Origin of the sequence: Brevibacterium sp. Mu109 (assembly GCF_900169375.1) — a bacterium.
GTDB classification, from domain to species: Bacteria; Actinomycetota; Actinomycetes; order Actinomycetales; family Brevibacteriaceae; genus Brevibacterium; species Brevibacterium yomogidense_A.
This window is the reverse complement of the sequence record NZ_FXZF01000015.1, coordinates 16,909-42,419: the sequence shown is the minus strand read 5'-3', so window position 1 is coordinate 42,419 and position 25,511 is coordinate 16,909. Positions and strand designations below refer to the sequence as shown.

Annotated in this window: 21 protein-coding genes; 10 read left to right on the top strand and 11 right to left on the bottom strand. The window is 69.6% G+C overall.

All coding sequences use genetic code 11. The features are described 5' to 3' along the window. The first annotated feature begins 20 nt into the window (after positions 1 to 20). Both BSP109_RS10385 and BSP109_RS10380 read left to right on the top strand, forming a co-directional pair. Positions 21 to 4,949, top strand: a complete 4,929-nt coding sequence (locus BSP109_RS10385; RefSeq protein ID WP_180959698.1) for an NAD-glutamate dehydrogenase — start codon at positions 21 to 23, stop codon at positions 4,947 to 4,949. Then, entirely contained in the window at positions 4,946 to 6,433 is a 1,488-nt protein-coding gene (locus BSP109_RS10380; protein ID WP_101600457.1) for a sensor histidine kinase, read from the top strand. Before BSP109_RS10385 ends, BSP109_RS10380 begins: the two co-directional genes overlap by 4 nt. A 210-nt stretch (positions 6,434 to 6,643) precedes the next feature. Here BSP109_RS10380 and BSP109_RS10375 read toward each other — a convergent pair whose 3' ends face one another. After that, the gene (locus BSP109_RS10375) at positions 6,644 to 6,892 is read right to left on the bottom strand and encodes a WhiB family transcriptional regulator (protein ID WP_087004855.1); all 249 of its coding nucleotides are present in this window, start codon (positions 6,890 to 6,892) and stop codon (positions 6,644 to 6,646) included. Between the two features lie 287 nt (positions 6,893 to 7,179). Here BSP109_RS10375 and BSP109_RS10370 point away from each other — a divergent pair, with 287 nt between their 5' ends. Both BSP109_RS10370 and BSP109_RS10365 read left to right on the top strand, forming a co-directional pair. Further along, a complete protein-coding gene (locus BSP109_RS10370) occupies positions 7,180 to 7,737 on the top strand; it encodes a gamma carbonic anhydrase family protein (RefSeq protein WP_087004852.1) in 558 nt (185 codons plus the stop codon). Between the two features lie 30 nt (positions 7,738 to 7,767). Next, positions 7,768 to 9,183 (top strand): NAD(P)H-quinone dehydrogenase, encoded by a 1,416-nt coding sequence (locus tag BSP109_RS10365; RefSeq protein ID WP_256970200.1) that lies wholly within the window; start codon positions 7,768 to 7,770, stop codon positions 9,181 to 9,183. 135 nt (positions 9,184 to 9,318) lie between these two features. Here the strand turns inward: BSP109_RS10365 and BSP109_RS10360 are convergent, their stop codons facing one another. The 3 genes from BSP109_RS10360 to BSP109_RS10350 all read right to left on the bottom strand — a co-directional run bounded on the left by BSP109_RS10360 (position 9,319) and on the right by BSP109_RS10350 (position 12,983). Further along, positions 9,319 to 11,121: a biotin carboxylase N-terminal domain-containing protein gene (locus BSP109_RS10360; RefSeq protein ID WP_101600455.1), complete on the bottom strand. Its 1,803-nt coding sequence runs from the start codon at positions 11,119 to 11,121 to the stop codon at positions 9,319 to 9,321. Between the two features lie 246 nt (positions 11,122 to 11,367). Continuing rightward, on the bottom strand, positions 11,368 to 12,063 hold the full coding sequence (locus tag BSP109_RS10355; protein WP_101600453.1) for a nucleoside triphosphate pyrophosphatase: 696 nt from the start codon (positions 12,061 to 12,063) through the stop codon (positions 11,368 to 11,370). Beyond that, the gene (locus BSP109_RS10350) at positions 12,060 to 12,983 is read right to left on the bottom strand and encodes a G-D-S-L family lipolytic protein (protein ID WP_101600452.1); all 924 of its coding nucleotides are present in this window, start codon (positions 12,981 to 12,983) and stop codon (positions 12,060 to 12,062) included. Before BSP109_RS10350 ends, BSP109_RS10355 begins: the two co-directional genes overlap by 4 nt. A gap of 139 nt (positions 12,984 to 13,122) precedes the next feature. On the opposite strand from BSP109_RS10350, the gene BSP109_RS10345 reads away from it, so the two are divergent. Beyond that, complete coding sequence (locus BSP109_RS10345; RefSeq protein WP_101600450.1) at positions 13,123 to 14,754, top strand: AI-2E family transporter; 1,632 nt, start codon at positions 13,123 to 13,125, stop codon at positions 14,752 to 14,754. Positions 14,755 to 14,894: 140 nt separating this feature from the next. On the opposite strand, the gene greA is transcribed toward BSP109_RS10345, so the two are convergent. Then, complete coding sequence (gene greA, locus BSP109_RS10340) at positions 14,895 to 15,389, bottom strand: transcription elongation factor GreA (protein WP_087004833.1); 495 nt, start codon at positions 15,387 to 15,389, stop codon at positions 14,895 to 14,897. A gap of 201 nt (positions 15,390 to 15,590) precedes the next feature. After that, positions 15,591 to 16,040 carry a DUF4307 domain-containing protein gene (locus BSP109_RS10335; protein WP_180959697.1) on the bottom strand — a complete coding sequence of 150 codons (450 nt, stop codon included), beginning with the start codon at positions 16,038 to 16,040 and terminating at the stop codon, positions 15,591 to 15,593. Positions 16,041 to 16,237: 197 nt separating this feature from the next. Between BSP109_RS10335 and mca the strand changes: the two genes are divergently transcribed. Then, complete coding sequence (gene mca, locus BSP109_RS10330; protein WP_087004827.1) at positions 16,238 to 17,230, top strand: mycothiol conjugate amidase Mca; 993 nt, start codon at positions 16,238 to 16,240, stop codon at positions 17,228 to 17,230. Continuing rightward, positions 17,227 to 17,553 (top strand): hypothetical protein, encoded by a 327-nt coding sequence (locus BSP109_RS10325; RefSeq protein WP_087004824.1) that lies wholly within the window; start codon positions 17,227 to 17,229, stop codon positions 17,551 to 17,553. The genes mca and BSP109_RS10325 overlap by 4 nt, the downstream gene beginning before the upstream one ends. On the opposite strand, the gene BSP109_RS10320 is transcribed toward BSP109_RS10325, so the two are convergent. After that, positions 17,547 to 18,320 (bottom strand): hemolysin III family protein, encoded by a 774-nt coding sequence (locus tag BSP109_RS10320; RefSeq protein WP_087004821.1) that lies wholly within the window; start codon positions 18,318 to 18,320, stop codon positions 17,547 to 17,549. The two genes, BSP109_RS10325 and BSP109_RS10320, sit on opposite strands and share 7 nt — an antisense overlap. Positions 18,321 to 18,375: 55 nt before the next feature. Here BSP109_RS10320 and BSP109_RS10315 point away from each other — a divergent pair, with 55 nt between their 5' ends. Together BSP109_RS10315 and BSP109_RS10310 are read left to right on the top strand one after the other, a co-directional pair. After that, entirely contained in the window at positions 18,376 to 19,152 is a 777-nt protein-coding gene (locus tag BSP109_RS10315) for an isoprenyl transferase (protein ID WP_087004819.1), read from the top strand. Positions 19,153 to 19,470: 318 nt separating this feature from the next. Further along, the gene (locus BSP109_RS10310; protein WP_087004816.1) at positions 19,471 to 20,769 is read left to right on the top strand and encodes a PhoH family protein; all 1,299 of its coding nucleotides are present in this window, start codon (positions 19,471 to 19,473) and stop codon (positions 20,767 to 20,769) included. Positions 20,770 to 20,986: 217 nt separating this feature from the next. Here BSP109_RS10310 and BSP109_RS10305 read toward each other — a convergent pair whose 3' ends face one another. From BSP109_RS10305 to glpX, 3 genes are all read right to left on the bottom strand, one after another. Then, entirely contained in the window at positions 20,987 to 22,390 is a 1,404-nt protein-coding gene (locus tag BSP109_RS10305; RefSeq protein ID WP_101589291.1) for a class II fumarate hydratase, read from the bottom strand. Positions 22,391 to 22,486: 96 nt separating this feature from the next. Continuing rightward, complete coding sequence (locus BSP109_RS10300) at positions 22,487 to 23,248, bottom strand: carbonic anhydrase (RefSeq protein WP_374700156.1); 762 nt, start codon at positions 23,246 to 23,248, stop codon at positions 22,487 to 22,489. Next, the gene (glpX, locus tag BSP109_RS10295; protein WP_087004810.1) at positions 23,245 to 24,384 is read right to left on the bottom strand and encodes a class II fructose-bisphosphatase; all 1,140 of its coding nucleotides are present in this window, start codon (positions 24,382 to 24,384) and stop codon (positions 23,245 to 23,247) included. The genes BSP109_RS10300 and glpX overlap by 4 nt, the downstream gene beginning before the upstream one ends. 100 nt (positions 24,385 to 24,484) lie before the next feature. Here glpX and BSP109_RS10290 point away from each other — a divergent pair, with 100 nt between their 5' ends. Continuing rightward, positions 24,485 to 25,192: a DUF4245 domain-containing protein gene (locus tag BSP109_RS10290; protein ID WP_180959696.1), complete on the top strand. Its 708-nt coding sequence runs from the start codon at positions 24,485 to 24,487 to the stop codon at positions 25,190 to 25,192. Between the two features lie 47 nt (positions 25,193 to 25,239). Here BSP109_RS10290 and BSP109_RS10285 read toward each other — a convergent pair whose 3' ends face one another. Next, entirely contained in the window at positions 25,240 to 25,509 is a 270-nt protein-coding gene (locus tag BSP109_RS10285) for an exodeoxyribonuclease VII small subunit (protein WP_087004804.1), read from the bottom strand. Between the last annotated feature and the right edge of the window lie 2 nt (positions 25,510 to 25,511).

Here is a 25,511-nt window from a genome sequence, read left to right as displayed (position 1 = left end):
GCACATGAGGTGAGACTGACGTGACCGAGGTCGACCTGGCCGGAATCGCACACGCGTGGAACGAGCTTCGGGGGCAGACCCCGCCGGAGCACCTCCTCGCCGAGTACTACCCGCGACTCAGCAGTGCGGAGATGCGACGTGCGGGGCCCGAGGCCCTGGCGGCACTCGCCGCAGCCCACGTGTCGCTGGCCGAGCCCTATGAGGGCGGCCCCGCGCGCATCAGCATCCGCAACCCTGAGCACGACGCCCGTGATTACACCGGGAATCGCACGCTCATCGACATCGTGGTCGAGGACATCCGCTATGCGGTCGCGAGCGTCGTCGCAGAGCTCAACCGACAGGGACGGGCCATCCGCGAGGTCCACCACCCGATCATGGCGGTCCGACGCACCGACGAGGGTCTGAGCATCGTCCCGGATGCAGAGCTCACGCACACCGCCACAGAGACGTCCGCGCTGCCGGTCATCGGCCCGGACGGCCTGGTGACGGGCGAGATCGGCCTCGAGGGGGTCCGCTCGGAATCGTGGATCCACCTGGAGGTGGACCGCGTGCCCGAGGAGGGCTTCGCGGACGTCGAATCAGGTCTGGCCGATGTGCTCGCCTTCGCGGCGGCAGCGGATCACGACCGCAGCCGGCTGCGTCAGCGCGCCCGCGACATCGCGGCCGGACTGCGCGCACAGGCGCCCCGACCGGAGCTCACGGCGGAGGCGGCGGAGGCCGCAGAGCTGCTCGACTGGATGGACCACGGCTTCGTGTTCCTGGGCTACCGCGAGTACGCGCTGTCCGTCGACGACGACGGGAAGCGCCTGGACCCGGTGCGCGGCACCGCGCTGGGCATCTCCACGCTGCGCGAAGCGCGCTCCTCGCACCTGTCTCGGACGGTCGCCGCGAAGGCGGAGGAGCCCCACGTCCTCGTCCTCACCGAGGCGAACTCGCGGTCGCGGGTCATGCGCCGCGGCTACATGGACTACGTGGGCGTGAAGACCTACGACGAGCAGGGGAGGATCGTCGGCGAGCGCCGCTTCGTCGGACTGTGGACTCCTCGGCTGGACACCACCTCCGCACTGGAGGTCCCCGTCATCCGGACGAAGGTGCGGAACATCCTCCGGCGTTCGGGGCTGGGCCGTGACACCCACGCGGGCGACGAGCTGCTGGGCGCCCTCGAGTCCTATCCGCGCGACGACCTCTTCCACGCGTCCACGGACGAGATCTTCAGCACCGTCATGCAGGTGATCGACCTGCAGGAGAAGCACGAGCCGCGCGTCTTCATCCGCCGTGACCCGTATGAGCGGTACGTGTCGGTCCTCATCTACCTGCCGCGCGACCTCTACGACACATCGGCGCGCCAGCGGGTCCAGGAGGTCCTGCGCGAGCACTACGACGCGCACACCGTCGACTTCGACGTGCTGCTGGGCGACTCCGCTCTGGCCCGCCTGCACTTCACGGCCCGTGTGCCGGGGGAGCAGGAGCTGCCGGCGACCGATTCCGGTGAGGTCGAGGCGCGCATCGTCCGCGCTCTGCGGTCGTGGGGCGAGGACCTCTGGGAGATCCTCGCGCCGGCTGCGGAGAAGAACCCCGCGGATTCGTCCGAGCGCGCCCGCCGCTGGACGGACGCGTTCCCGCCGTCCTACACGTCGCTGCACACCCCGGCGCGGGCGGTCGAGGACGTGGCGCGCATCGAGCGGGCGGGCCGGGACTCCGGTCCCGTCGTGGCCGTGCACCGCCGCAGCGCCACCGAAGCGCTCCTGGCCTTCTACCGCCGGGAGCCCGTCACCCTCACCCAGGTGCTGCCGTACCTCGCGAACCTGGGTGCCGAGGTCGTCGACGAGCGCCCGTTCGAGCTGCGCCCCGTGGGCGGGGGCCAGGCCTGGATCTACGAGTTCGGCCTGGCGTTCGACGAGGACCTGAGCGACGAGGACCTCGAGACGATCCAGGACGGCTTCACGGCGGCATGGGCGGGGGAGCGGGACTCCGACGACCTCGACCGGCTGCTGCTCAAGGGGATCGCCTGGCAGCGGGTGAGCATCGTCCAGTCGTTCGCGAAGTACCTGCGGCAGGCCGGATTCACCTACTCCGACGCGTCACTCGCCCACGCCTTCACCTCCAACCCCGCGCTGACGGCGAAGATCGTCGAGGCCTTCGAGGTGAAGTTCGACCCGGATCGTGAGTTCGCGTCGCTCGACGAGCGCGCGGAGGCGGCAGACGCACTCCTCGCCGACATCGAGGCGGGCTTCGCGGAGGTCGCCACCCTCGAAGCCGATCGCGTCCTGCGGGCCACCGTCGACATCATCCGCTCCGTCGCGCGGACCAACGCATTCGTGAGCGCGGACGGATCGCAGCCGGATGCGATCGTCATGAAGATCCGCGCAGAGGAGCTGGACTTCCTCCCGAAGCCGCGGCCGGCGCTCGAATCGTGGGTGTATTCGCCCGCGGTCGAAGGCGTCCACCTGCGGTTCGGCAGGGTGGCGCGCGGCGGACTGCGCTGGTCCGACCGCCGCGATGACTTCCGCACCGAGGTGCTGGGGCTCGTGAAGGCGCAGATGGTGAAGAACGCCCTCATCGTCCCGACCGGTGCGAAGGGCGGGTTCTTCCCCAAGCAGCTGCCGGACCCCGCGGTCGACCGGGATGCGTGGGCTGCGGCGGGCCAGGAGGCGTACGAGACGTTCATCGGCGCTCTGCTGGATATCGCGGACAACCTCGAGTACACGGACGAGGGATCCACGGTGCTGCGCCCGGAACGCGTCATCGCGCACGATGCGGACGACTACTACCTCGTGGTCGCGGCGGACAAGGGCACCGCGCGCTTCTCCGACGTGGCGAACCGGATCGCGGCCTCCCGCGACTTCTGGCTGGACGACGCGTTCGCGTCCGGAGGATCGACAGGCTACGACCACAAGGCCATGGGGATCACCTCCCGGGGCGCGTGGAAGTCGGTCGAGAGGCACCTGCGGGAACTGGGAGTCGATCCGGCCAGCGAATCCTTCCGCGTCGCGGGCATCGGCGACATGAGCGGCGACGTGTTCGGCAACGGCATGCGCCGGTCGGAGCACATCCGCCTGGTCGCGGCGTTCGACCACCGCGACATCTTCCTGGACCCGGTGCCGGATGCGCCAGTCGGGTTCGCAGAGCGCGAGCGCCTCTACCACCTGCCGCGCAGCTCGTGGCAGGACTACGACCGGTCGCTCATCTCCCACGGCGGCGGTGTGCACTCGCGCAGCGCGAAGTCCATCGAGGTGACTCCTGAGGTCGCCGAGGCCCTGGGCACTTCGCCCGGCCGCATGACTCCCGATGAACTCATCACCGCGATCCTGACGGCGCCCGTGGACCTGCTCTACAACGGCGGGATCGGGACGTACCTGAAGTCGTCCGACGAATCCCACGCGTCCGTGGGCGATCGCGCCAATGACGCCATCCGCGTCAACGGTGAGGACATCCGCGCCCGAGTCGTCGGCGAGGGCGGCAACCTGGGCGCCACGCAGCTGGGCCGCATCGAGGCGGCGCTGGCCGGCGTCCGCATCAACACGGACGCGGTCGACAACTCCGCCGGTGTGGACTCCTCCGACCAGGAGGTCAACATCAAGCTCCTCCTCGCGGCGCTGATCCGCCGCGGTGCGTTCGCCCCGGAGGAGCGGGGCGAGGTGCTCGCATCGATGACGGACGAGGTCGCCGATCGGGTGCTGGCGAACAACTACACGCAGAACATGGCGATGGGGGAGGCCCGCTACGGCGCGCTGGCGATGACGGAGACCCTGCTGAGGCTCATGCGGTACCTGGAGCGCGAGGCGGAGCTCGACCGTGCTGTCGAGGACCTTCCCGAGGCCGGTGCGCTGCGCAAGCGCGCACAGGCCGGCACGGGGATGACCTCGCCCGAACTGGCGGTGCTGCTGGCGTACGTGAAGATGGACGCCGCGGAGAAGATGCTGGAATCGCCGGTGCCGGACGAGGACTGGATGGCAGGGCCTCTGCGGGACTACTTCCCGCCGAGCCTGCTGACGTACGAGGAGCACTACGCGGATCACCCTCTGCGCCGGGAGATCGCGACGGCGAAGATCGTGAACTCCGTCGTGGACCGCGGTGGGATCACCTACCTCTACCGGCTGCAGGAGGAGACGGGCGCTGAGCTCCCGCACCTCGTGCGCATCTTCACCGTCGTGTGCGAGGTCTTCGGACTCGACGGGCTCATCGATGAGATCTGCGCGCTCGACGGACTCGTGCCGGCGGAGGTGCAGATGGAGCTCCTGCACGCGCACGGCCGTCTGCTCGACCGCGCCTCGCGGTGGTTCGTCCATCAGAGTCCGGAAGCGCTCGACGTCATGGCGAACATCGACACGTACCGCGATGTGGTCACCCGGCTGCGGACGGACCTCGCCGACTACCTGCAGGGCGACGACCTCGTGCAGTACCAGTCGGAGCGGCAGCGCCTGCTGGATCGGGGCGTCCCGGAGGCGCTGGCCGCGCGCGCCGCGGGTCTGCTCGACGAGTTCGCGCTGCTGGACGTGGTCCAGGCGAGCGTCCGCACCGGCATGCAGCCGGAGGAGACGGCCGGCGTGTACTACTCGGTGACGGAGATGGTGAGCGGCAGCTCGCTGCTCGACATGATTCGGAGCCTGGACCGCTCCAGCCGCTGGACCGCTCTAGCACGCGGTGCGATGCGGGATGACTTCTACCAGGCGATGCTGTCCCTCACCGATGCGGTCCTCAGGCATACGGGCGGAGTCTCGGAGGACGTCGACGACATGATCCCCGCCGATGGCGCCCGCGGCGCCGACCGCGGTCGGCGCCGGTTCGCGGCGTGGTTGGAGGCCAACCGGAGTGCTCTGGAGAAGGTGCTGGACATGGTGTCGGAGCTGCGGGAGCTGGACACGGTGGATCAGGCCCCGGTGTCGGTCGTGCTGCGCCAGCTGCGCGGCGTCGTGCGCTCAGCCGACTGGGCGAGTGAGACCGCATGAGCATCCTGGCGGAGCTCCGAGCCCACGACAGCGGCTTCTCGGAGGACGACCTCGATTGGCTCCACGTCCTGGTGGGCGACTGGCAGCTCATCGCCGACCTGTCCTTCGCGGACCTCGTCCTCTGGGTTCCGAAGCCGCGCGAGGACGACGTCGACTACGTCGTCGCGGCGCAGTGCCGTCCGACGACGGGGCTCACGGTCTTCCCCACGGATGCAGTGGGGGACCGTCCTGCTCCCCGTCACCGTGCACTGATCGATCGCGCGTATCGGACCGGGGCCACGGTGATCGCCGATGACGACGGCACGCGGTTCTCCCGCGCCGATGTCGTGCCGGTCGTCCGCTCCGGTCGCGTGATCGCGGTGCTCACACGACACACGGAGGAGTCGAAGCGAACGGGCGCGTCACGGCTGGAGCGCAACTACCGCAGCAGCGCGTCGGCGCTGCTCGACATGATCGGCGAGGGATCGTTCCCGCACGCGGAGGCCTCATCCCGCTCGCGTCGCGGAGAGCCCCGCGTGGGCGACGGGCTCATCCTGCTCAACCGGGAGGGCCGGATCAGGTACGCGTCGCCGAACGGCGTGTCCGTGCTCTACCGCCTGGGGTCGGAGGGAGACATCGAGGGCCGGTACCTCGCCGACCTCGTCGCGGACCTCGTCGATCAGCACGGGACCGTCGACGAATCGCTGCCGCTGGTGCTGACGGGCCGCACTCCGTGGCGATCGGAGATCGAGTCCGGACGGGTCACCATCTCCCTGCGGTCCATCCCCCTCAAGCGCGACGGGAACCGCACGGGAGCTGTCGTCCTGGGCCGTGATGTCTCAGAGATCCGCCGGCGCGAACGGGAGCTGATGAGCCGCGACGCCCTGATCCGCGAGATGCACCACAGGGTGAAGAACAACCTGCAGACGGTGTCCGCGCTGCTGCGCCTGCAGGCTCGCCGCGCGTCGTCCTCGGAGGCGAAGTCCGCGATCGAGGAGGCGATGCGGCGGGTGTCCGTGATCGCCGTCGTCCACGATTCGCTCAGCCAGTCATTGGACGAGTCGATCGACTTCGACGACATCATGGACAAGGGGCTGCGTCTCGCCCCGGACCTGTCGTCGCCCCTGGTCCAGGTGACGCCGCGACGGGTGGGCAGCTTCGGCAAGATCGCGACGGAGGACGCATCCGCCCTGCTGCTCGCGATCACCGAACTGGTGACCAACGCGGTGGAGCACGGCTTCCCGTTCGAGCTGGACGACCCCGATCAGGAGCCCGTGTGCGGCATCATCGAGGTGCGGCCGGAGCGCGACGGGAACTTCCTGCGCCTGCGGGTCACCGACGACGGGGTCGGCCTGACTGACGATCGGGGTCCCGGCGACGGTCTGGGCACTCAGATCGTCCGCACCCTCATCACCGCAGATCTGCGCGGCACGATCGACTGGCGACGTCGTGAGGAAGGCGGAACCGAGGTGGTCGTCGAGGTGCCTCTGCGCGCGCCGGAGTGAGGCGGCAGCGCCGGTGACTCAGCGCCAGTGACTCAGCGCCTGTGACACAGTGCCAGTGACACAGTGCCAGTGACACAGAGAGGAAGGCCCGGACCCTGTGCGGGGTCCGGGCCTTCCTCTGTACTCACGGTGTGCGAGTCTCCGTACTCACTGTGTGCGAGTCGCTGTGCTCGCAGTGTGCGAGCCGTGGTGTTCAGCGTGTGCGGGCGATCAGCCCGCGCGGCGGGCGCGTGCGGCGCGGCGCTTGAGTGCGCGGCGCTCGTCTTCGCTCATCCCGCCCCAGACACCGGCGTCCTGTCCGGATTCCAGAGCCCACTGCAGGCAGGTCTCGACGACCTCGCAGCGGCGGCAGACCCGCTTGGCCTCCTCGATCTGAAGAAGCGCAGGTCCGGTGTTCCCGATGGGGAAGAACAGCTCAGGATCCTCGTTCAGACACGCAGCACGATGGCGCCAGTCCATGGGTTCCTCTCAGGTGGGGTGACAGTCCCGTCGTGGCAGACCGGCAGCGGTACGCAGTCGGCACGGTCGTCGCGGCGTGATCCGCCGCTGGCGCTCTGACGGGCGCGGAAACGGTGATAATCAAGGGTCCCACGCAACCGAGCACACCCACAAGACCTCAGCTGTGTGAAGTCTCTGACAGACAATCATGCGCGAGACGCGTGCGGAAGTGCAAATCGTGTGCTAGGGCATGTCCGGCAGGCGGTCAGTCGTTGCCGTGGTCCGCGTCCTCTGCTTGCATGGTGGGCATGAGTGAGCAGCGAAGCCCCGGGAACCTGTCCGACGTCCGACTCATCGAGGTCGATGGAAAGGCGCCGCAGGTCCATGAGACTGCCTTCATCGCACCCGGCGTCACCCTCATCGGCGATGTGACGGTCGGGGCGCGGTCCTCGATCTTCTACGGCTCGGTGCTGCGCGCCGAACGGGCCTCGATCGTCATCGGTGAGGACACCAACGTGCAGGACAACACGGTCATGCACTGCGATCCCGGCTTCGACGTGTCCGTCGGCAGTCGCGTGTCGATCGGTCACGCTGCGATGATCCACGGCTGCACGATCGAGGACGACTGCCTCATCGGGATGTCCACCACCCTGCTCAACGGAGCAGTCGTGGGCTCGTACACTCTGGTCGCTGCGAAGGCGCTCGTGCTCGAGGGCGCGTCGATCCCCGCCGGGTCCCTGGTCGCCGGGGTCCCCGGCAAGGTGCGCCGCGAGCTCGACGAGGAGGGCCGTGCGCACATCGATCGCAACTGGCAGTCCTACCGCGAGCTCGCGCAGGTCCACACGCAGAAGTCCCGCATCCTGTGACCTCGTCACTCCTCTGACAGAATGAGGAGTGTGAAGAACGTACTGGATCGCTCGCAGAATCGTGTCGTCATCATCGGCGGCGGCCCCGGAGGGTATGAGGCCGCGCTGATCGGTGCCCAGCTGGGTGCTGACGTGATGCTCATCGAGCGGGACCGCTGCGGCGGCTCCGCGGTGCTCACGGACGTCGTGCCGTCGAAGTCCCTCATCGCCACCGCGGAGGTGATGGGGACGATCCACGATGCCGGCACCTTCGGCCTTCGGGTGCGCGGAGGAGAGTCGGAGACGCCCGTCGTGCCCGATCTCGCCGCGATGAACGAGAGGATCCTCGGCCTCGCGGACGCGCAGGCGAGCGACATCCACTCCGGCCTGGTCCGCGCCGGCGTCAAGGTCATCAAGGGGACGGCATCGCTCGTGGACCGCGGCACCGTCCACGTGGCGGAGGCCGGCGGCACGGAGTACGACCTCACCGCGGACACCGTGCTCATCTCCGTCGGCGCGCACCCCCGCGAACTGCCGACCGCGGTTCCCGACGGAGAGCGGATCCTCTCCTGGACGCAGCTCTACGCGCTCGACGAGCTCCCGCCGCACCTCGTGGTGGTGGGCTCCGGCGTCACCGGTGCGGAATTCGCATCGGCCTACCGCGCTCTGGGCAGCGAGGTCACTCTCGTGTCCTCCCGCGACCGCGTCCTGCCGGGCGAGGATGAGGACGCTGCCGAGGTGCTCGAGGAGGTCTTCCGCTCCCGGGGGATGAATGTCCTGTCGCGTTCGCGTGCGGAGTCCGTGGAGCGCGACGGCGAGGGTGTCGTGGTCACACTGGCCGACGGTCGGATCGTGCGCGCCTCCCACTGCCTCATGGCGGTCGGATCGATCCCCAACACGGAGGGGGTCGGCCTCGAGGAGGCCGGAGTGGCGGTCCAGGAATCGGGCCACGTCGTCGTCGACGGAGTCTCGCGCACGTCGGTGCCCGGCGTCTACGCGTCCGGCGACTGCACCGCGGTCCTGCCGCTGGCGTCGGTCGCCGCCATGCAGGGTCGCATCGCGATGTTCCACGCCCTGGGCGACGCCGTGGTCCCGCTGCGCCTGCGGAACGTCGCATCGAACGTCTTCACGTCACCGGAGATCGCGACGGTGGGGTTCACCCAGTCGGACTTCCGGGAGAACGCCTTCGAGGTCGAGACGGTGACCCAGCCCCTGCACACGAACGCGCGGGCGAAGATGCTGGGGATCACGGAGGGCTTCGTCAAGATCTTCTGCCGCCGCGGTTCCGGTTCCGTCATGGGCGGTGTGGTGGTGGGGCCGCGGGCCAGCGACCTGATCCTCCCGATCACGATGGCGGTGGAGAACCGGCTCACCGTCGACCAGTTGGCGCAGTCGTTCGTGGTCTACCCGTCACTGACGGGATCGCTCACGGAGGCGGCGCGTAAGCTGCACCACCACCAGGCCTGACGCCCCCAGCCCGGACCGGGGCGGCGGGTATCGGACAGGGGCGGTGGGTATCCGACATGAGCATGGCGAAGGGCCTGTGACGCGGACAGCGTCACAGGCCCTTCGCCATGCTGTGGGTCAGGCCTCGAACTCGACTCAGGCCTCGAACTCGACGAGGACGTCGCCGGAGCGGACGCCGGCCCCCGGTCCGACCACGACGGAGCGGACGACTGCGTCGTGCGCCGCGGTGAGCGGCTGCTCCATCTTCATCGCCTCGATGACGGCGAGGCGGTCGCCCGCGGACACCTGGTCGCCGGGGGAGACGTCCACGGCGACGATCGTCCCCTGCATCGGCGCGGTCAGGGTGCCCGACGCGACGGCGGACTTCGAGGTGCGCCTGGTGACGCGGCGGCTGCGTGACGAGGGGCGCGCGCTCGGGGCGGCCAGCGACGCGGGCACGCTGACGACCAGCCGGTGCCCGTCGACCTCGACGACCACGTCGACCTGCTCTGCGGGCGCCTCCGCATCCTCCGTCGGCTGGGGCAGTCGTTCGGCGGACCACGCCGGCATGAAGTCCTCCTCCAGCCAGCGCGTGGAGACCTGCAGATCCTGCCCCCGGAACTCCGGTGCGTCCGTGAGGCTGCGGTGCAGCGGCAGCAGGGTGGCGAGGCCCTCGAGTGCGAACTCGTCGATGGCCCGCCGACTGCGTGCGAGCGCCGTCTCCCGGTCGGGTCCCCACACGATGAGCTTCGCGAGCATCGGGTCGAAGTCCGAGCCGACGACCGTGCCTGCAGCGACGCCGGAGTCCATGCGGACTCCGGGGCCGGACGGTTCGCGGTAGCGGATGATCGTGCCGCAGACGGGGACGAACCCGTGAGCGGGATCCTCCGCGTTGATGCGGAACTGGAAGGCGTGGCCGCGCGGCGCGGGGAAGGAGTCCGGCAGTGCCGCGCCCGCTGCGATGCGCAGCTGCCACGCGACGAGATCGATGCCGGCGACCTCCTCCGTGATGGTGTGCTCGACCTGGATGCGCGCGTTCGCCTCCATGAACGTGATGCGGCCGTCCGCGCCGACGAGGAACTCGCAGGTCGCCGCGCCCACGTATCCGACGTGGCGCAGGATGTTCACCGATGCGTCTGCGAGCAGGCGCTCCTGCTCGTCCGTGAGGCCGGGGACTGGGGCCTCCTCGAGCACCTTCTGGTTGCGGCGCTGAAGCGTGCAGTCGCGGGTGGAGACCACGAGGACCCGACCGTGCGCGTCCGCGAGGCACTGGGTCTCGACGTGACGAGGGCGGATGATCTGCTGCTCGATGAGGCACTCGCCGCGGCCGAAAGCGGCCTTGGCCTCACGGGACGCTGCTTCGAACGCGGCGGGGAGCGCCTGCGCATCGGCGGCCGTGCGGAATCCGCGCCCGCCACCGCCGTGCACGGCCTTGATCGCGACGGGGTACCCGATCTCCTCTGCGACGTCCAGCGCCCCGCGGATCGATTCGACGGGTCCGGGGGAGCCCTGCGGGACCGGTGCGCCGACGGCCTGGGCGACGGCGCGCGCCCCTGCCTTGTCCCCGAGCGCGTCGATCGCCGAGGCCGTAGGGCCCACCCAGGTGAGTCCGGCCTCGGTGACGGCGGTGGCGAACTCGCCGCTCTCCGCGAGGTATCCGTAGCCGGGGTGGACGGCGTCCGCTCCGGCTCGCTTCGCGAGGTCGATCATCGTCGGGATGCTCAGGTAGGTCTCTGCCGCACCGCTGCCGTCGAGCCTGTACGCATCATCCGCGAGCGAGACGAACAGAGCGTCGGCGTCCGCGGCCGTGTACGCGGCGACGCTGGCGATGCCCAGGTCACGGCATGCGCGGACGATGCGCAGGGCGATCTCGCCGCGGTTCGCGATGAGGACCCGTCGGACGGGCCGGGGATCGGCGGCGATCAGATCGGTCTGCGACGCTGCGGGTGCTGCGGTCATCGGGTCTCCTCACCGGCGGGTGCGCGTGCGGGCTGCACGAACGGGAACAGCACCGCTGAATATAGGGAAGTCCATCGCGTGATTGTGGGCATCTGACAAAAGGGTGCGGCTCGATTCTCGTCCGCGAGGATGCAGCTCCGGGCGTGTCGCACGGCGCGGCCGATCACCGGGCCACGAGCACGGGCCCCGGCCACGGGTACCCCGGTCGCGGCGACGTCGATCACTGGGGGCGATCGCTGGGGGCGATCACTGGGGAAGGCGGTTCCAGATGTCGGTCCAGAGGATGCCCATCTCTGCGAGCAGAGTGCGGAGGAGAGGGAGGCTCAGTCCGATCACGTTGTGGTGATCTCCCTCGATGCCGGTGACGAAGGCGCCTCCCAGCCCGTCGATCGTGAGGGCGCCCGCGACCTCGAACGGCTCCGTGGTCGCGATGTACGCCTCGAGCTCCGCGGAGGTCGGGGAGGCGAGGTGGACGGTCGTCTCCCCGGCAGCAGCGCGGTGTGCCCGCACCTTCCAGGGGCCTCGGGCGTGGGGGTCCTCCGGTGTGGTCCGGGTGAGGACCCCCACCCAGTGCGCGCTCCAGAGGATCGGGGACGCCCCCGCCATGTCCTGCCAGAGGGCACGGGTCCTCTCTGCGGTGTGCGGCTTGCCCACGGCGACCCCGTCCAGCTCCAGCACGGAGTCGCAGGCGACGAGGACCAGGTCGCCGTCCACGTCGTCGAGTCCGGGGACGGCGGAGGAGTCCGCGGTGAGTCGGTCGACGACGGCCTCCGCCTTCGCCTGTGCGAGGAGGGTGACCAGTGTGCGCACGTCCGCGTGCGGGTGTGCGGCCTCGAGCGCGTCCTCGTCGACATCCGGCACGGCGACGAGCGGTTCGACTCCCGCCTCCCGCAGTGTGCGCAGGCGGGAGGGGGACCCGGAGGCGAGCAGCAGGCGGGTCATGCGTCGTCCCCCGCGCGGCTGTACTGCGGCAGTGCGTAGCGCTGTGCGATCTCGTGCAGGATCGCGGCGGCCAGCTGTCGGCGGCCCAGTGGGCTGGGTCGCTGACCGGACGGATCGACGAGGCCCCCGTGCGAGGTGCCGGACAGGATGCTGGTGACCGACAGCGGGAGGGCACCGGCGGCGAGCGCGGCGAGCCATTGCGAACCGGCGAGGACGCGCGACGAGCGCCGCAGCACGGTCCGCAGAGGGTCCCTGAGTCCCGGCAGGCTGCTGAGGTTGGGGCAGCAGAGGACGACGACCGCGAAGCCGTCCCGGTTCAGGCGAGTGAGTGCCGAGGACAGGACCCCCAGCGTGATCGAGCCGGTGACCGGGAAGACGATGTCCGCCGTGCCCATCGAGACGACGGCGATCCGCGGTCCGCCGCTGGTGCGCAGGTGCGGATCCGCGAGGGTGCGGTCGACCTGGGTGATGAGGGCCTCGGCCCGCGCGGACGGCTCTGCGAACGCGGACAGGTGCACGCGGGTGCCGAGGAGCGAGGCGAGACCGCGGCTGAGCAGCCGGGCCGGGTCGCCGGGAGCGGATCCCGCGACCCAGGAGTCCCCGAGCACGGCGAGGGCCGCGGCGGGGGCCTCGCCGGCACGGGATGGGTCGGTGGGGGAGGCGTCGTCAGCAGAGGAAGCCCCGGTGGGGGAGGCACCGGTGGAGGAGGCCCCGCTGAGCGAGCCGTCTGCCGAGGCGGTGATGAACGCGGGCGGTTCGGAGACCATGCGGGTCCCCGGGGCGTCCGATGCGTCCGCCGCCGCGGTGAACGCGCGGCGCAGCCGACCCGCCTGGAGCCGGAGGAGGCCCGATGCGGCACCGGCCAGGACGGTGGGCGCCGCGACGGTGCACAGCAGGCCGACGGCCGTCTTACGCCGCATGGGCACGCTCCTCGATCTGATCACCCGGGTGGGCGGTGGACACACGTCGTGCGGCCTCCGCTGGGTCAGCCTATCGGTCCGGCGGAACCATGCCGGATGACATCCCGATCGCGGTGATTCCGGCATATAGCATGGCGCTATGGCGAACGACAGGCGACCTGATCTCACGAAGCGGATCCGCGGTGCATGGGAGGGCTTCAGGAACCTCCGTGAAGGTGCCGCGCAGAATCCCGGCGGAGTGCTCCTGGGCGCACCGCCCACCGGACCCATGACGTTCGCAGAACCCACTGCCGACGAACGGGGCCGGGGCGCGTACGAACCGTACGTCTCTCCGCCGTTCCGGCTGGCGGCGGCCTGGAGCTGGCGGTCGCTCGTCATCGCCATCGCTCTGGGCGCACTGTTCTGGCTGATGTCGACGGTCTCGCTGGTGCTGATGCCCGCACTCATCGCCCTGCTCCTGGCTGCACTGCTCACCCCGATCCATGCCTTCCTGGTGCGGCACCGGTGGCCGCGGGCCCTGTCCGCCGGAGTCGTCTTCGTCGGCTTCCTCGTGCTCGTCGTGGGCACCATCGCATTGGTGGGACAGCAGATCGTCGCGGGCTTCGGAGAGCTGTCGGGACAGGTCATCGCGGGCTTCGTGACGATCAGCGATTGGCTGAACTCGAACCCCTTCGGCATCGACTCGTCGGTGATCTCCGGCTACATCGATGAGGGCCTCGCGCAGGGCATCGCCTACCTCGAGCAGAACGCCTCGAACCTGGTCGGCGGCGCGGCGGGTGCGGTGTCGTCGGTGGGCACCTTCGCCACGGGCCTCCTCCTCACGCTCTTCACCGCGTTCTTCTTCCTCTACGACGGACGCCGGATGTTCACGTGGGCTGTCCGACTCATGCCCAAGCCCGCACGTGCGAAGACGGAGGGCGCGGCACTGCGGGGCTGGCAGACGCTCGTCCAGTACGTGCGCGTGCAGATCATCGTCGCCGGCGTCGATGCGATCGGCATCGGCCTCGGTGCACTGCTGCTGGGCATCCCGCTGGCGATCCCGCTGACGGTGCTCGTGTTCCTGGCGTCGTTCGTCCCGATCGTCGGCGCGGTCGCCACCGGCATCATCGCCGTCGTCGTCGCGCTGGTGTCGCAGGGGTTCGTGTCCGCTCTCATCATGCTGGGCGTGGTCCTGGTGGTGCAGCAGATCGAGGGCAACGTCCTCCAGCCGTTCATCATGGGCAAGGCGGTGAGCGTGCATCCGCTCGCGGTCGTCCTGGCCGTGGCGGCCGGTGCATTCCTGTTCGGCATCATGGGTGCGCTGTTCGCGGTGCCGGTCATCGCCGTCGCGAACACCATCGTGCGCTTCCTCGCCGGCGACGACATGTTCGCCGAGCAGAAGGAGAAGGACATACCGGACGACGATCAGCCGCCTCGACACGATCCGGAGGCTGCGGACCGCCGAGGCCGGACGGCAGTCCCGGCCGGCGCAGGCGCGTCCGTCCCCGAGCAGGAGGCGCACACGACGCCTGGCTCAGCCCGTGCCACGTTCGCGGACGAGTCCACGCAGGCTCGCTCTGCGAGGTCCGGCGCCGACGACGGTGCGACAGCCGAGGCCCACGCCGCCGGGGAGCATGGCCCGGCGAGCGGGCGCGGAACGGCCGGCGGACGTGCGGCGGCGGACGAACCGCGATCGGCCGATCACAGCAGTGCGCGGCATGACGCGGATCAGGGGGACGTTCCCGAGGACGTTGCAGATGGCGAGTCCGACCACGGGTATGGGCGCCGCTGACACGAGTGGAGCATGTCACCTGCGCGCGATGACGAGTCCGCGCTGAGCATGCAGGAGGCCCGCACGGAGTGTTTCCGTGCGGGCCTCCTGCATGCTCCGAGCCGCGAGAGCGGCTCACGTGCTCAAGCGAGCGGACCTGCTCAGCTGTAGGCGTCGACCTTGTCGACCGTCACAGAGATCGACTTGCCGTTCGGCGCCTCGTAGGACGTCGAATCGCCGACCTTCGTGCCGTTGACGGCCGCTCCCAGCGGTGACGCCTCGGAGAAGACGTCGATGTCCGTGTTCGCGCCTGCGATCTCACGCGAGCCCAGCAGGAAGCGCATCTCACGGCCGGCGACGGTCGCGGTGATGACGGTGCCGGGAGAGGCGACGCTCAGGTCCGAGCTCGCCTCGCCGACCGTCGCATGCCGCAGGAGGTGCTCCAGCTGGCGGATGCGGGCCTCGATCTTGCCCTGCTCCTCACGCGCTGCGTGATAGCCGCCGTTCTCCTTGAGGTCGCCCTCTTCGCGGGCGGAGTCGATCTTCTCCGCGATCTCCGCGCGTCCGGGGCCCTGCAGGGTCTCGAGCTCCTTGGAGAGGCGGTCGAAGGCCTCCTGGCTCAGCCAGGTCTCTTCGCCGATGACCTCTTCCGTCATTGGTCCTCCTCGTGTGCGAGAGGCCCGCAGGGGCTGCGGGCCTCGGTCTGCGGACCCGATGGTCCGCGTACGGCAGTGAATGATCCCGGTAGGCGGGACGCCATCCGGGATCGTTCCTGAAAACGCGATTCTACCGTGTCATGTCGCCGGTCACAAGGTCACCTGCATCGTCGCAGCGTGCGCCGAGCCGCATCGGGGTGCTCAGATCTGCGGATCGTCGGCGTACCAGCACGATTCGTGATGACCGGACGCGGCCAGCTGGGTGGTCGCGATGTCCGTGGTCACGACCTGCGGCGTCGAGGAATCGGCTGCGGGATCCGCCGGGATGTTGATCTCCGTGAACCCCACCACGGCGTCGTGGGCGTTGACGGCACGGACCGCGCAGACGATGTCGCGCGAGTCGTCGGGCTGGACCGAGAAGGTGGCGCGGGTGAGCGTCGAGTCGACGATCTCGTAGCCGACGTCCTTCGTGCCGTCCGGCGTGGGGTTGGGGGCCAGCCCATACCATGCGGCCACTCCGCTCGCGGCGGCCAGGCCGACGACGGTGGCGATGATCGCAGGGCGGGACATCCGACGGCGTCCCGACGGCGGGGGACTGACATGGGACGGGCGTCCCCCGTAGCGGGAGCTGAGATCGGCAGTGGCTGTCACGTCCTCCATTGTTCCAGACCCGCCTGGGAACGGGACGTGCGAGACGGGACCGCGGCACGGTGTGGGGCGACGAACACCGCTCCGATTGGGTGGGCGGCCAGTGCGGCGACTACCCTGGAGGGGTCTCTGCGCGCGGGCCCGCGCGCGGGCAGTCGAGCATCATGCGCCACCGTGCGCCGACCGGAGGTCATCCGTCCATGCGGGATCGTTCCCACACCACCACCCCCTACGAGGGCCTCAGGCTCCTGGCGATCCACGCGCACCCCGACGACGAGGCGTCGAAGGGCGCCGCGACCAGTGCGAAGTACGCCGCGCTGGGGGCTCGCGTGATGGTGGTGACGATGACCGGCGGTGAGGCCGGTGACATCCTCAACCCCGCGCTGGAGGGTTCGCCCGCCGCGATCCGCGACATCGCGGGCCTGCGTCGCGAGGAGATGGCGAAGGCCGCACGGACGCTGGGCGTCGAGCACGTGTGGGCAGGCTACGTCGATTCGGGACTGCCGGACGGTGATCCCGACGAGCTCACGCCCCGCGGCAGCTTCTACCGCGTGCCGATCGAGGTGTCCGCGCGGACGCTCGTGTCCGTCATCCGCAGGTTCCGCCCGCACGTGGTGACGACCTATGACGAACGGGGCGGCTATCCCCACCCCGATCACATCCGCACGCACGACGTGTCGATGGTGGCACTGGAGCATGCGGCGCAGAGCGGGTCGAACCCGGAGCTGGGCGATCCGTGGCGCGTGCAGAAGGTGTACTTCAACCAGGACCTGTCCGCTCGGAAGTTCCTCGAGATCCATCGACTCATCGAGGCTGAGGGAGGGGAATCGCCCTTCGCGGAACAGCTGGAGTGGTTCGCCAAGCGCGACGAGGAGCGGCACACGTGGCTGACGGCGCGCGTGCACAGCGGGGAGTTCTTCTCCGTGCGGGATCAGGCCCTCATCGCCCATGCGACCCAGATCGACCCGAACGGCGGATTCTTCTCCGGCGGCCGTGCAGCGGCTCGGAAGCACTGGCTCACCGAGGAGTTCGAGCTCGCCCACGACAGCACCGGACGTCCCCCGCTGGACCGCTCGCAGGACTTCATCGAGTCCGACCTCTTCGCCGGGGTGACGGACGATGACGGAGACGTCGTGCCGGATGACCTCCTGCCCGATGCCGTCGATCCCACCGTCCTGGAGGAGGACCGATGATCGATCTCATCGTCGCAGCCGCGACTGAACCGCCTGCTGACGGCGGCTACCCCGATGCCGAACTGGTGACGCCCGGGACGATCGGGTTCCTCGCGACGTTCTTCCTCGCGACCGCCGTCGTCCTGCTGGCCCGCAGCCTCCTCAAGCGCCAGCGCAGGATGCGGGCGCGGGCGGGCGTGGTCCGCTACCATCCGATCCCGATCGAGCGCGGCCCCAGGACGGGCCCCCAGAACACGGGGACCCTGGATGGGAGCGATGCGCAGGCGTCCGTGGACGATGTTCCTGCGGGGACGCCGGCGGCGGGCGACGAACCGCGTCAGTAGGCGTGTGACGCGGCGACGAGCAGCGCCGCGAGGTGGCAGCCGTAGCCCAGCACCGTGAAGGTGTGGAAGATCTCGTGGAAGCCGAACACGGTGGGCGCGGGATTGGGCCGCTTGAGGCCGTAGACGACCGCACCGATGATGTAGAGGGCGCCGCCGGTGACGACGAGGATCCCGACGGGCAGGCTCTCCATCCAGATGCCGGGGACATAGCCCACGCCTGCGAGTCCGATCCCCACGTAGACGGGCACGAAGAGCCAGCGGGGGGCCGTCGTCCAGAGGATGCGGAAGAGGACTCCCACGATCGCGGCCGACCACATGGTGACCAGGAGGGCGGTCTGCGCGGTCCCCTCGAGGCAGAGGACGGCAAGCGGTGTGTAGGTGCCCGCGATGATGAGGAAGATGTTCGCGTGGTCGAAGCGCCTCAGCATCAGGCGGATCCGCATCCTCCAGCGTCCCGCGTGGTAGACGGCGGATGTGCCGAACAGGAGCATGCCGGTCACGGTGAAGATGGCGGCGGCGATCCGCGACGCGATCGTCGGGGAGACGATGATGAGGGCCAGCCCGCCGAGCAGGCTCACGGGGAACGCCCCGGCGTGGATCCACCCGCGCCAGCTGGGACGGATCTGTCCCGCGAGCTTCGTGAGCTCATGGCGCAGCGCGGTGCGCTTGCGAGCCCCGCGGGCTGGCTTCGCCGCAGGGCTGTCGCTGAGCGCGGTGTCGCCCGCGGACGCGGACGAGGCGTCGTTCGGGTGCTCCAGAAGGTCCATACTCCGATAGTAGGGTGAATGGCTGGGAAGCACCTCACCCCCAAGGAGAGAATCTATGCCGACGTCGCCGCGCTCGTGGCTGTACCGGCTCTACAACCGGCGCATCGCCGCGGGGCTCGAACCCTCCGGTCGTCTGCCGCGCCATGTGGGGGTCATCACCGACGGGAACCGTCGGTGGGCCAAGGAGTTCGGCACCACGACGGAGGACGGGCACCGTGCCGGCGCGAAGCGGATCGTCGAGTTCATCGGCTGGTGCGATGAGCTGAGCATCGAGGTCGTCACCCTGTACGTGCTGTCGAAGGAGAACCTCCAGCGGTCGGACGAAGAGGTCGAGGCGCTCGGGACGATCATCGCGGACATGGTCGACGACATCGCGCAGCGCGACGGCATCGAGGTGAACCTCGTCGGTGACCTGGCGCTGCTGCCTCCGGCTCTGCGCGACCGTCTCGAGGGCGCGGTGGAGGCGTCCACCGACCACGCCCGCGCGCGCGTCAGGGTGAACATCGCAGCGGGGTACGGCGGCCGGCAGGAGATCGTCGCCGCGGTCCGGGAACTGCTGCGGGAGAGTCTGGACGAGGGGCGGTCCCTCGAGGACGCGATCGAGTCCGTCACCGAGGACGGGATCTCCGAGCACCTCTACACCAAGGGCCAGCCGGACCCGGACCTGATCATCCGGTCCTCCGGCGAGCAGCGGCTGTCCGGCTTCCTCATCTGGCAGAGCGCATACACCGAGTTCTACTTCTGCGAGGCGTACTGGCCGGCCTTCCGGCGCACGGACTTCCTGCGCGCGCTGCGTGCGTACGCGGAGCGCAACCGCCGCTACGGCAAGTAGCGTGCGCGGCCGGCGCACCCGGGCGGCCGCGGGGATCGGGCAACCGCGGGCATCGAGTGACCGGGAGGACTGAGTGACCGCGAGGATCGGGTGACTGCGAGGACCGGGTGACTGCGACGACCGGGTGACCGGGACCTCGGCGGCGGTTCAGCGGTCGTTCACCCGATGGCCATGGGACTCGCCCGCCGCGTCCGAACGCGGGGGCGCGGACGGGGCTAGCGTGGAGGTGTCGGCAGGAAGCCGGCTCCGGGGCTGGGCCCCGTCGGGGAAGGACAGGGACGCAGCCTCGGACTTCGAAGCTTGAAGGGGAGCTCGGCCGTGAGCGCACTCGTCACCTACGTCCTCGATACCTCAGTCCTCCTGTCGGACCCGCGCGCGATGCTGCGGTTCGCGGAGCACGAGGTCGTCATCCCACTGGTGGTCGTCTCTGAGCTGGAGGGCAAGAGACACCATCCGGAGCTCGGCTACACCGCGCGCCGCGCGCTCGCGATCCTCGATGAGATGCGGGAGGAGCACGGCAGACTCGACCGTCCGTTCCAGGTCGGTCAGGACGGTGGATCCCTGCGTGTGGAGATCAACCACGTCGACACGACCCAGCTGCCGCGCACGTTCGACCGCGCGGAGAACGACACGCGGATCCTCGCGGTGGCTCGCAATCTGCAGGCGGAGGGGTCCACCGTCGTCGTCGTGACGAAGGACGTGCCGATGCGTGTGAAGGCGGCGTCGCTGGGTCTCGCCGCCCAGCAGTACCTCAACGAGCAGGCCGGAGATTCGAGCTTCACCGGCATGTCATCGCTGGGCCTCGACGAGGAGGAGATGTCGACCCTGTTCGACGAGGGCTGGCTGCAGACCGACGCCGTGGCGCACGAATCGATCAACACGGGCCTCGTGCTGACGAGTCCCCGCGGCTCCGGGCTCGCGCGCGTCGTCGGGAACGATCGGATCCGAATGGTCCGCGGCGATCAGGGGGTGTTCGGCGTCAATGGACGATCGGCGGAGCAGCGCATCGCGATCGACGCGCTCACCGACGAGTCCGTGGGCATCGTGAGCCTGGGCGGGCGGGCAGGCACCGGCAAGTCCGCGCTGGCGCTCATGGCCGGGCTGCAGGCCGTGCTCGAGGACCACAGCCACCAGTCCATCAAGGTCTTCCGACCGCTGTACGCGGTGGGCGGTCAGAACCTGGGATACCTGCCCGGCTCCGAGGGGGACAAGATGAACCCCTGGGCGGAGGCGGTGTTCGACACCCTGGGGGCGCTCGTGAGCCAGAATGTCATCGACGAAGTCGTCCACCGGGGGCTCCTCGAAGTCCTTCCGCTCACGCACATCCGCGGCAGGTCGCTGCATGACTCCTTCGTCATCGTCGACGAGGCGCAGTCACTGGAGCGGACCGTCCTGCTCACGGTGCTGTCGCGGCTGGGGGAGAACTCCCGCGTCATCCTCACCCACGACGTCGCGCAGCGCGACAATCTGCGGGTGGGACGGCACGACGGCATCACCGCCGTCATCGACCGGCTGACAGGGCATCCGCTGTTCGCGCACTACACGCTGGTCCGCTCCGAGAGGTCCGCGATCGCCGCGCTCGTGACCGAGGTGCTGGAGGAGGCCGAGCTGGTGTGAGTGAGGCCGGCTGAGGCGTCGTGACGTCGTTTCCGCACGTCGAGACGTCACTGTGGCACGTGGAAGCGGCGATTCGTGTGCAGAAGCGACGGCTCGATCGCCTGGATCCGGCTGAGAGCACATGACACCCCCGGGAGGAATCCTTCCGGGGGTGTCATGTGCTCTGGATCGAGGCGCGGCGTGTGCGCCTCAGCAGAACATGCTCAGCGAGCCGTGCTCAGCGGTACTCGCCGATCATCGTCGTGACGTCGAGGGCCGCGTCGAGCTGCTCCTCCGTGAGGGAGCCGTCCTCGACGAAGCCCAGCGCGATCGTCGCTTCCTTGACCGTGACCTTCTCCGCCACGGCGTACTTGGCGATCTTCGCGGCCGATTCGTAGCCGATCACCTTGTTGAGCGGCGTGACGATCGAGGGCGAGGCCTCCGCGAGGAAGCGTGCGCGCTCCTCATTCGCGGTGAGCCCGTCGATCATCTTCTCCGCCATGACCCGCGAGGTGTTGGCGAGCAGGCGAACCGATTCGAGCAGGTTCGCGGCCATGACCGGGATTCCCACGTTGAGTTCGAAGGCGCCGTTGGTCGAGGAGAGCGACACGGTGGTGTCGTTGCCGATGACCTGGGCGGCGGCCTGGATGGCTGCCTCGCAGATGACGGGGTTGACCTTGCCCGGCATGATCGACGAGCCCGGCTGCAGGTCGGGGATCTGGAGTTCTCCCAGACCCGTGTTGGGGCCCGAACCCATCCAGCGCAGGTCGTTGTTGATCTTCATGAAGCCGTACGCGATGGTGCGCAGCTGGCCGGAGACCTCGACGAGTCCGTCGCGGTTCGCCTGTGCCTCGAAGTGATTGCGCGCCTCCGTGATGGGCAGGCCGGTCTGCTCGGCGAGGAGCTCGACGACCCGGGCGGAGAAGCCTGCGGGGGTGTTGATGCCCGTGCCGACCGCTGTGCCGCCCTGCGGGACCTCCGTGACGCGGGGGAGCGAGGCGTCGATGCGCTCGATGCCGTAGCGGACCTGTGCGGCGTAGCCGCCGAATTCCTGCCCGAGCGTCACCGGCGTGGCATCCATGAGGTGCGTGCGACCGGACTTCACGATGTCGCGGAACTCCTCCGCCTTCTTCTCCAGCGAGGTCGCGAGCACGTCGAGTGCCGGCTGCAGGTCCTTCACCAGTGCGTTCGCGACGGCGACGTGGACGGAGGTCGGGAACACGTCGTTCGACGACTGCGAGGCGTTGACGTGGTCGTTCGGATGCACCTGGACGTCGGTGCCCTCGAGCTCGCGGTTCGCGAGCGTCGAGAGGACTTCGTTGGTGTTCATGTTGGACGAGGTGCCCGAACCGGTCTGGAAGACATCGATCGGGAAGTGGGCGTCGTAGTCGCCGGCGATCACCTTGTCCGCCGCGGTGCGGATCGCCGCGGCGCGCTGGGCGTCGAGGACGTCCAGTTCCTCGTTCGCGGAGGCGGCGGCCTTCTTCACCTGGGCGAGTGCGGCGATGTGCTCGCTCTCGAGCGTCTTGCCGGAGATCGGGAAGTTCTCCACCGCACGCTGTGTCTGTGCGCTGTACAGGGCGTCAGCGGGGACCTTCACTTCGCCCATCGTGTCGTGCTCGATGCGGTATTCCTGCGTCATTCTTTCCTTCACTCCTCGAAGTCACGGGGTGCGGTATCTGGTGGGTGCGTGCAGCGCGTCTGCGGCCGGGGGCCGTCGGTGCGCTGGAGGGTCGGGTCAGGTTCGGGTGAGGAGATCGACCGGAATGCCGTTGGCGTCCACGATCGGTCCGAGGTGCGACACGGTGTTCACGCGACCGTCGTCCAGCCGGTAGGTGAGGCCCACGATCTCCAGACGGCCTTCGCGCAGGGCCCGCTTGATGAGCGGAGAGCGCTGGGGGATGCGGTGGACGGTGTCGATCGTGTTCTGCGTGACGGCGCCGGGGATGCCCTCGCGGCCCTGTGCGCGGGCGTGGGCGACGGACGGCATGATGCGGGCGACGAGATCGTCGATGTACCCGCCCGGCGTCTCTCCGGAGTCGAACGAATCGTGTGCGGCGGTCACCGCCCCGCAGCTGTCGTGACCGAGCACCACCAGGAGCGGGGTGCTGAGGAGGTCGACGGCGTACTCCAGGGTGCCCAGCACGACGCCGTCCGTGACCTGGCCCGCAGTCCGGATGACGAACATCTCGCCGAGGCCCACGTCGAAGATCATCTCTGCTGCGACGCGGGAGTCGGAGCAGCCGAAGAGCGAGACGAACGGCTCCTGCGTGTTCGCGAGCGCGTTGCGACGGTCTGCCCCCTGGTTCGGGTGCAGGGGCGTGCCGGAGACGAACCGTTCGTTCCCGTCGAGGACGGCCCGGAGCGCGTCCGTGGGCGTCATGAAGCGACGTGCGGGATTCGTGCGCTCGATGCGCCTGTCCGCGGAGGCCTCCGGCTGCGCCTCCGTCGACTCTGCGGCCTCGGAACCCGTCGTCGGCTGTGTCGTGTCCGCCATCAGACGAGGCCCCGCCGTGCGGCTTCGCGCGCGGCTTCCTCGTAGGAGTGCGTCTTGTCCGGACGGTGCTCGGCGTAGACGTTGCGGACCGTTCCCGACTTCGATCGCATGACGAGCGAGTGGGTGTGGACCCGGTCGCCCTCGTACCGGACGCCGTCCAACAGGTCGCCGGCGCTGATGCCCGTCGCGACGAAGTAGGTGTTGTCGCCGCTGACCAGATCATCCGTCGAGAGCACGGTGTCGAGGTCGAGTCCGTGCTCGACGGCGTTCTGGCGCTCTTCGTCGGACTGCGGCCACAGGCGTCCCTGGATCACGCCGCCGAGCGCCTTGATCGCGCACGCGGTGATGATGCCCTCCGGCGTTCCGCCGATGCCCAGCAGCATGTCGATGCCCGTGCCGGGGCGCACGGCCGCGATGGCACCCGCGACGTCGCCGTCGGTGATGAGGCGGATGCGGGCGCCGGCTTCGCGGACCTGGTCGATCATCGCTTCGTGGCGCGGGCGGTCCAGGATCGTGACCGTGACGTTCTTGGTGTCCGTGCCCTTCGCCTTGGCGGCGCGGCGGATGTTCTCGCCGACCGGCAGCCGCAGGTCGACGACATCGGCGATCTCCGCACCGGCCACGAGCTTCTCCATGTAGAAGACGGCTGACGGGTCGAGCATCGCGCCGGCCTCTGCGACCGCCATGACGGAGATCGCGCCGGGCATCCCACGGGCGGTGAGCGTCGTGCCCTCGACGGGGTCGACTGCCACGTCGACCTGGGCGCCGGAGCCGTCGCCCACGCGTTCGCCGTTGAAGAGCATCGGGGCTTCGTCCTTCTCGCCCTCACCGATGACGACGGTGCCGTCCATGCTCACGCTCGACAGCACGTTGCGCATGGCTGCGACCGCTGCGCCGTCTGCTGCGAGCTTGTCGCCGCGGCCCACCCACGGTCCGGCGGCGATGGCCGCCGCCTCCGTGACGCGCACGAGTTCGAGCGCGAGGTTGCGATCGGGAGAGCCCTCCTGGATGCGCAGGCGCTCGGACCACGAATCCGTCACGGTGACCGGGGGCGCGTCCGGATCGCCGCGTCCTCCGGCGTGGTGAGCCTTGACGGGGGCGTCGTCGCCGGGGGACGTGGGCGCGGAGTTGTCTGCCATGCCACTCATTGTGCCACTTGCCCGGGCTGGACCCGACGCTGGATCGTCGCGGCGGGACGGCGATTGGTCGTCGTGCGGTGAGACGGGGGACAATGCAGGTGTGAACGACCAGCAGCATGCCACCCCGCCGCCCCTCCCGTCGTCGACCGCGCGCTACGGCGGCCTCGCCGGACCGGAGCGGCCGCACGAGGAACCGGAGCTGTTCCCCGGCGAGAAGGCGCTGGCGCGCACGAAGGCGGGCTCGCGCGAAGAGATGCGTGTGATCCGGCGGCACTACAACTGGGTGAACATGGCGATCGCGCTGCTGGCGTGCTTGGTGCTGGTGCTGGCCGCGCTTGCGCTCGCGCCGCGTCCTGAGGGCGACATCACCCGCGAGGTCGACTACGGCGCCGTGGCCCAGAACGTGCAGCCGGAGGCAGGATTCGACCTGGCGGTGCCGGGGATGCCTGAGGGATGGCATGCGAACGCCGCGTCGTTCGGTGAGGGCGGGACCCCTCCCGTGGAGACCTGGTACGTGTCCTGGGTCGACGGGGACGACGGGTGGGCGTCGCTGCGTCAGACGGATGCAGAGGAGACCCCCGATGCGTGGGCGGAGTCGTACCTCGAGGAATTCGCGGAGACGGGGGAGTCCGACCTGGGCGGCACCTCGTTCACCCGGTTCGAAGGGACCGATTCCACCGACAAGGCGCTTCTGGGGGAGGCCGAAGGAACGGTGCTCCTGCTGGTGGGCGCCGACGAATGGGGTCCGCTGGAGGAGTACGCGGCCGATTCCGTGCAGTCCATCGGAGCCGTGGCGACCGACGACTGATCAGGACGACTGATCAGCACCAGGGCCGCCCAGCGGCCGATGGGTGATCAGCCCTGCGCCGCTCCGTCCTGCTCGTCACGGGCGGCACGGGCCTTCTCCAAGCGGTCCTTCGCCCCGTCCAGCCAGTTCTGGCAGCGATCGGCGAGTGCCTCGCCCCGCTCCCAGAGGCGCAGCGATTCCTCCAGGGTGAGGCTGCCGGCCTCGAGGGTGCGCACCGTCGTCACGAGCTCTTCGCGAGCCTGTTCGTAGCTGAGCGCGTCTATCCCGTCCGTCGCTCCGCCGGGAACGGTCGTCGTGCTGTTCTGCTCATCTGCCATGG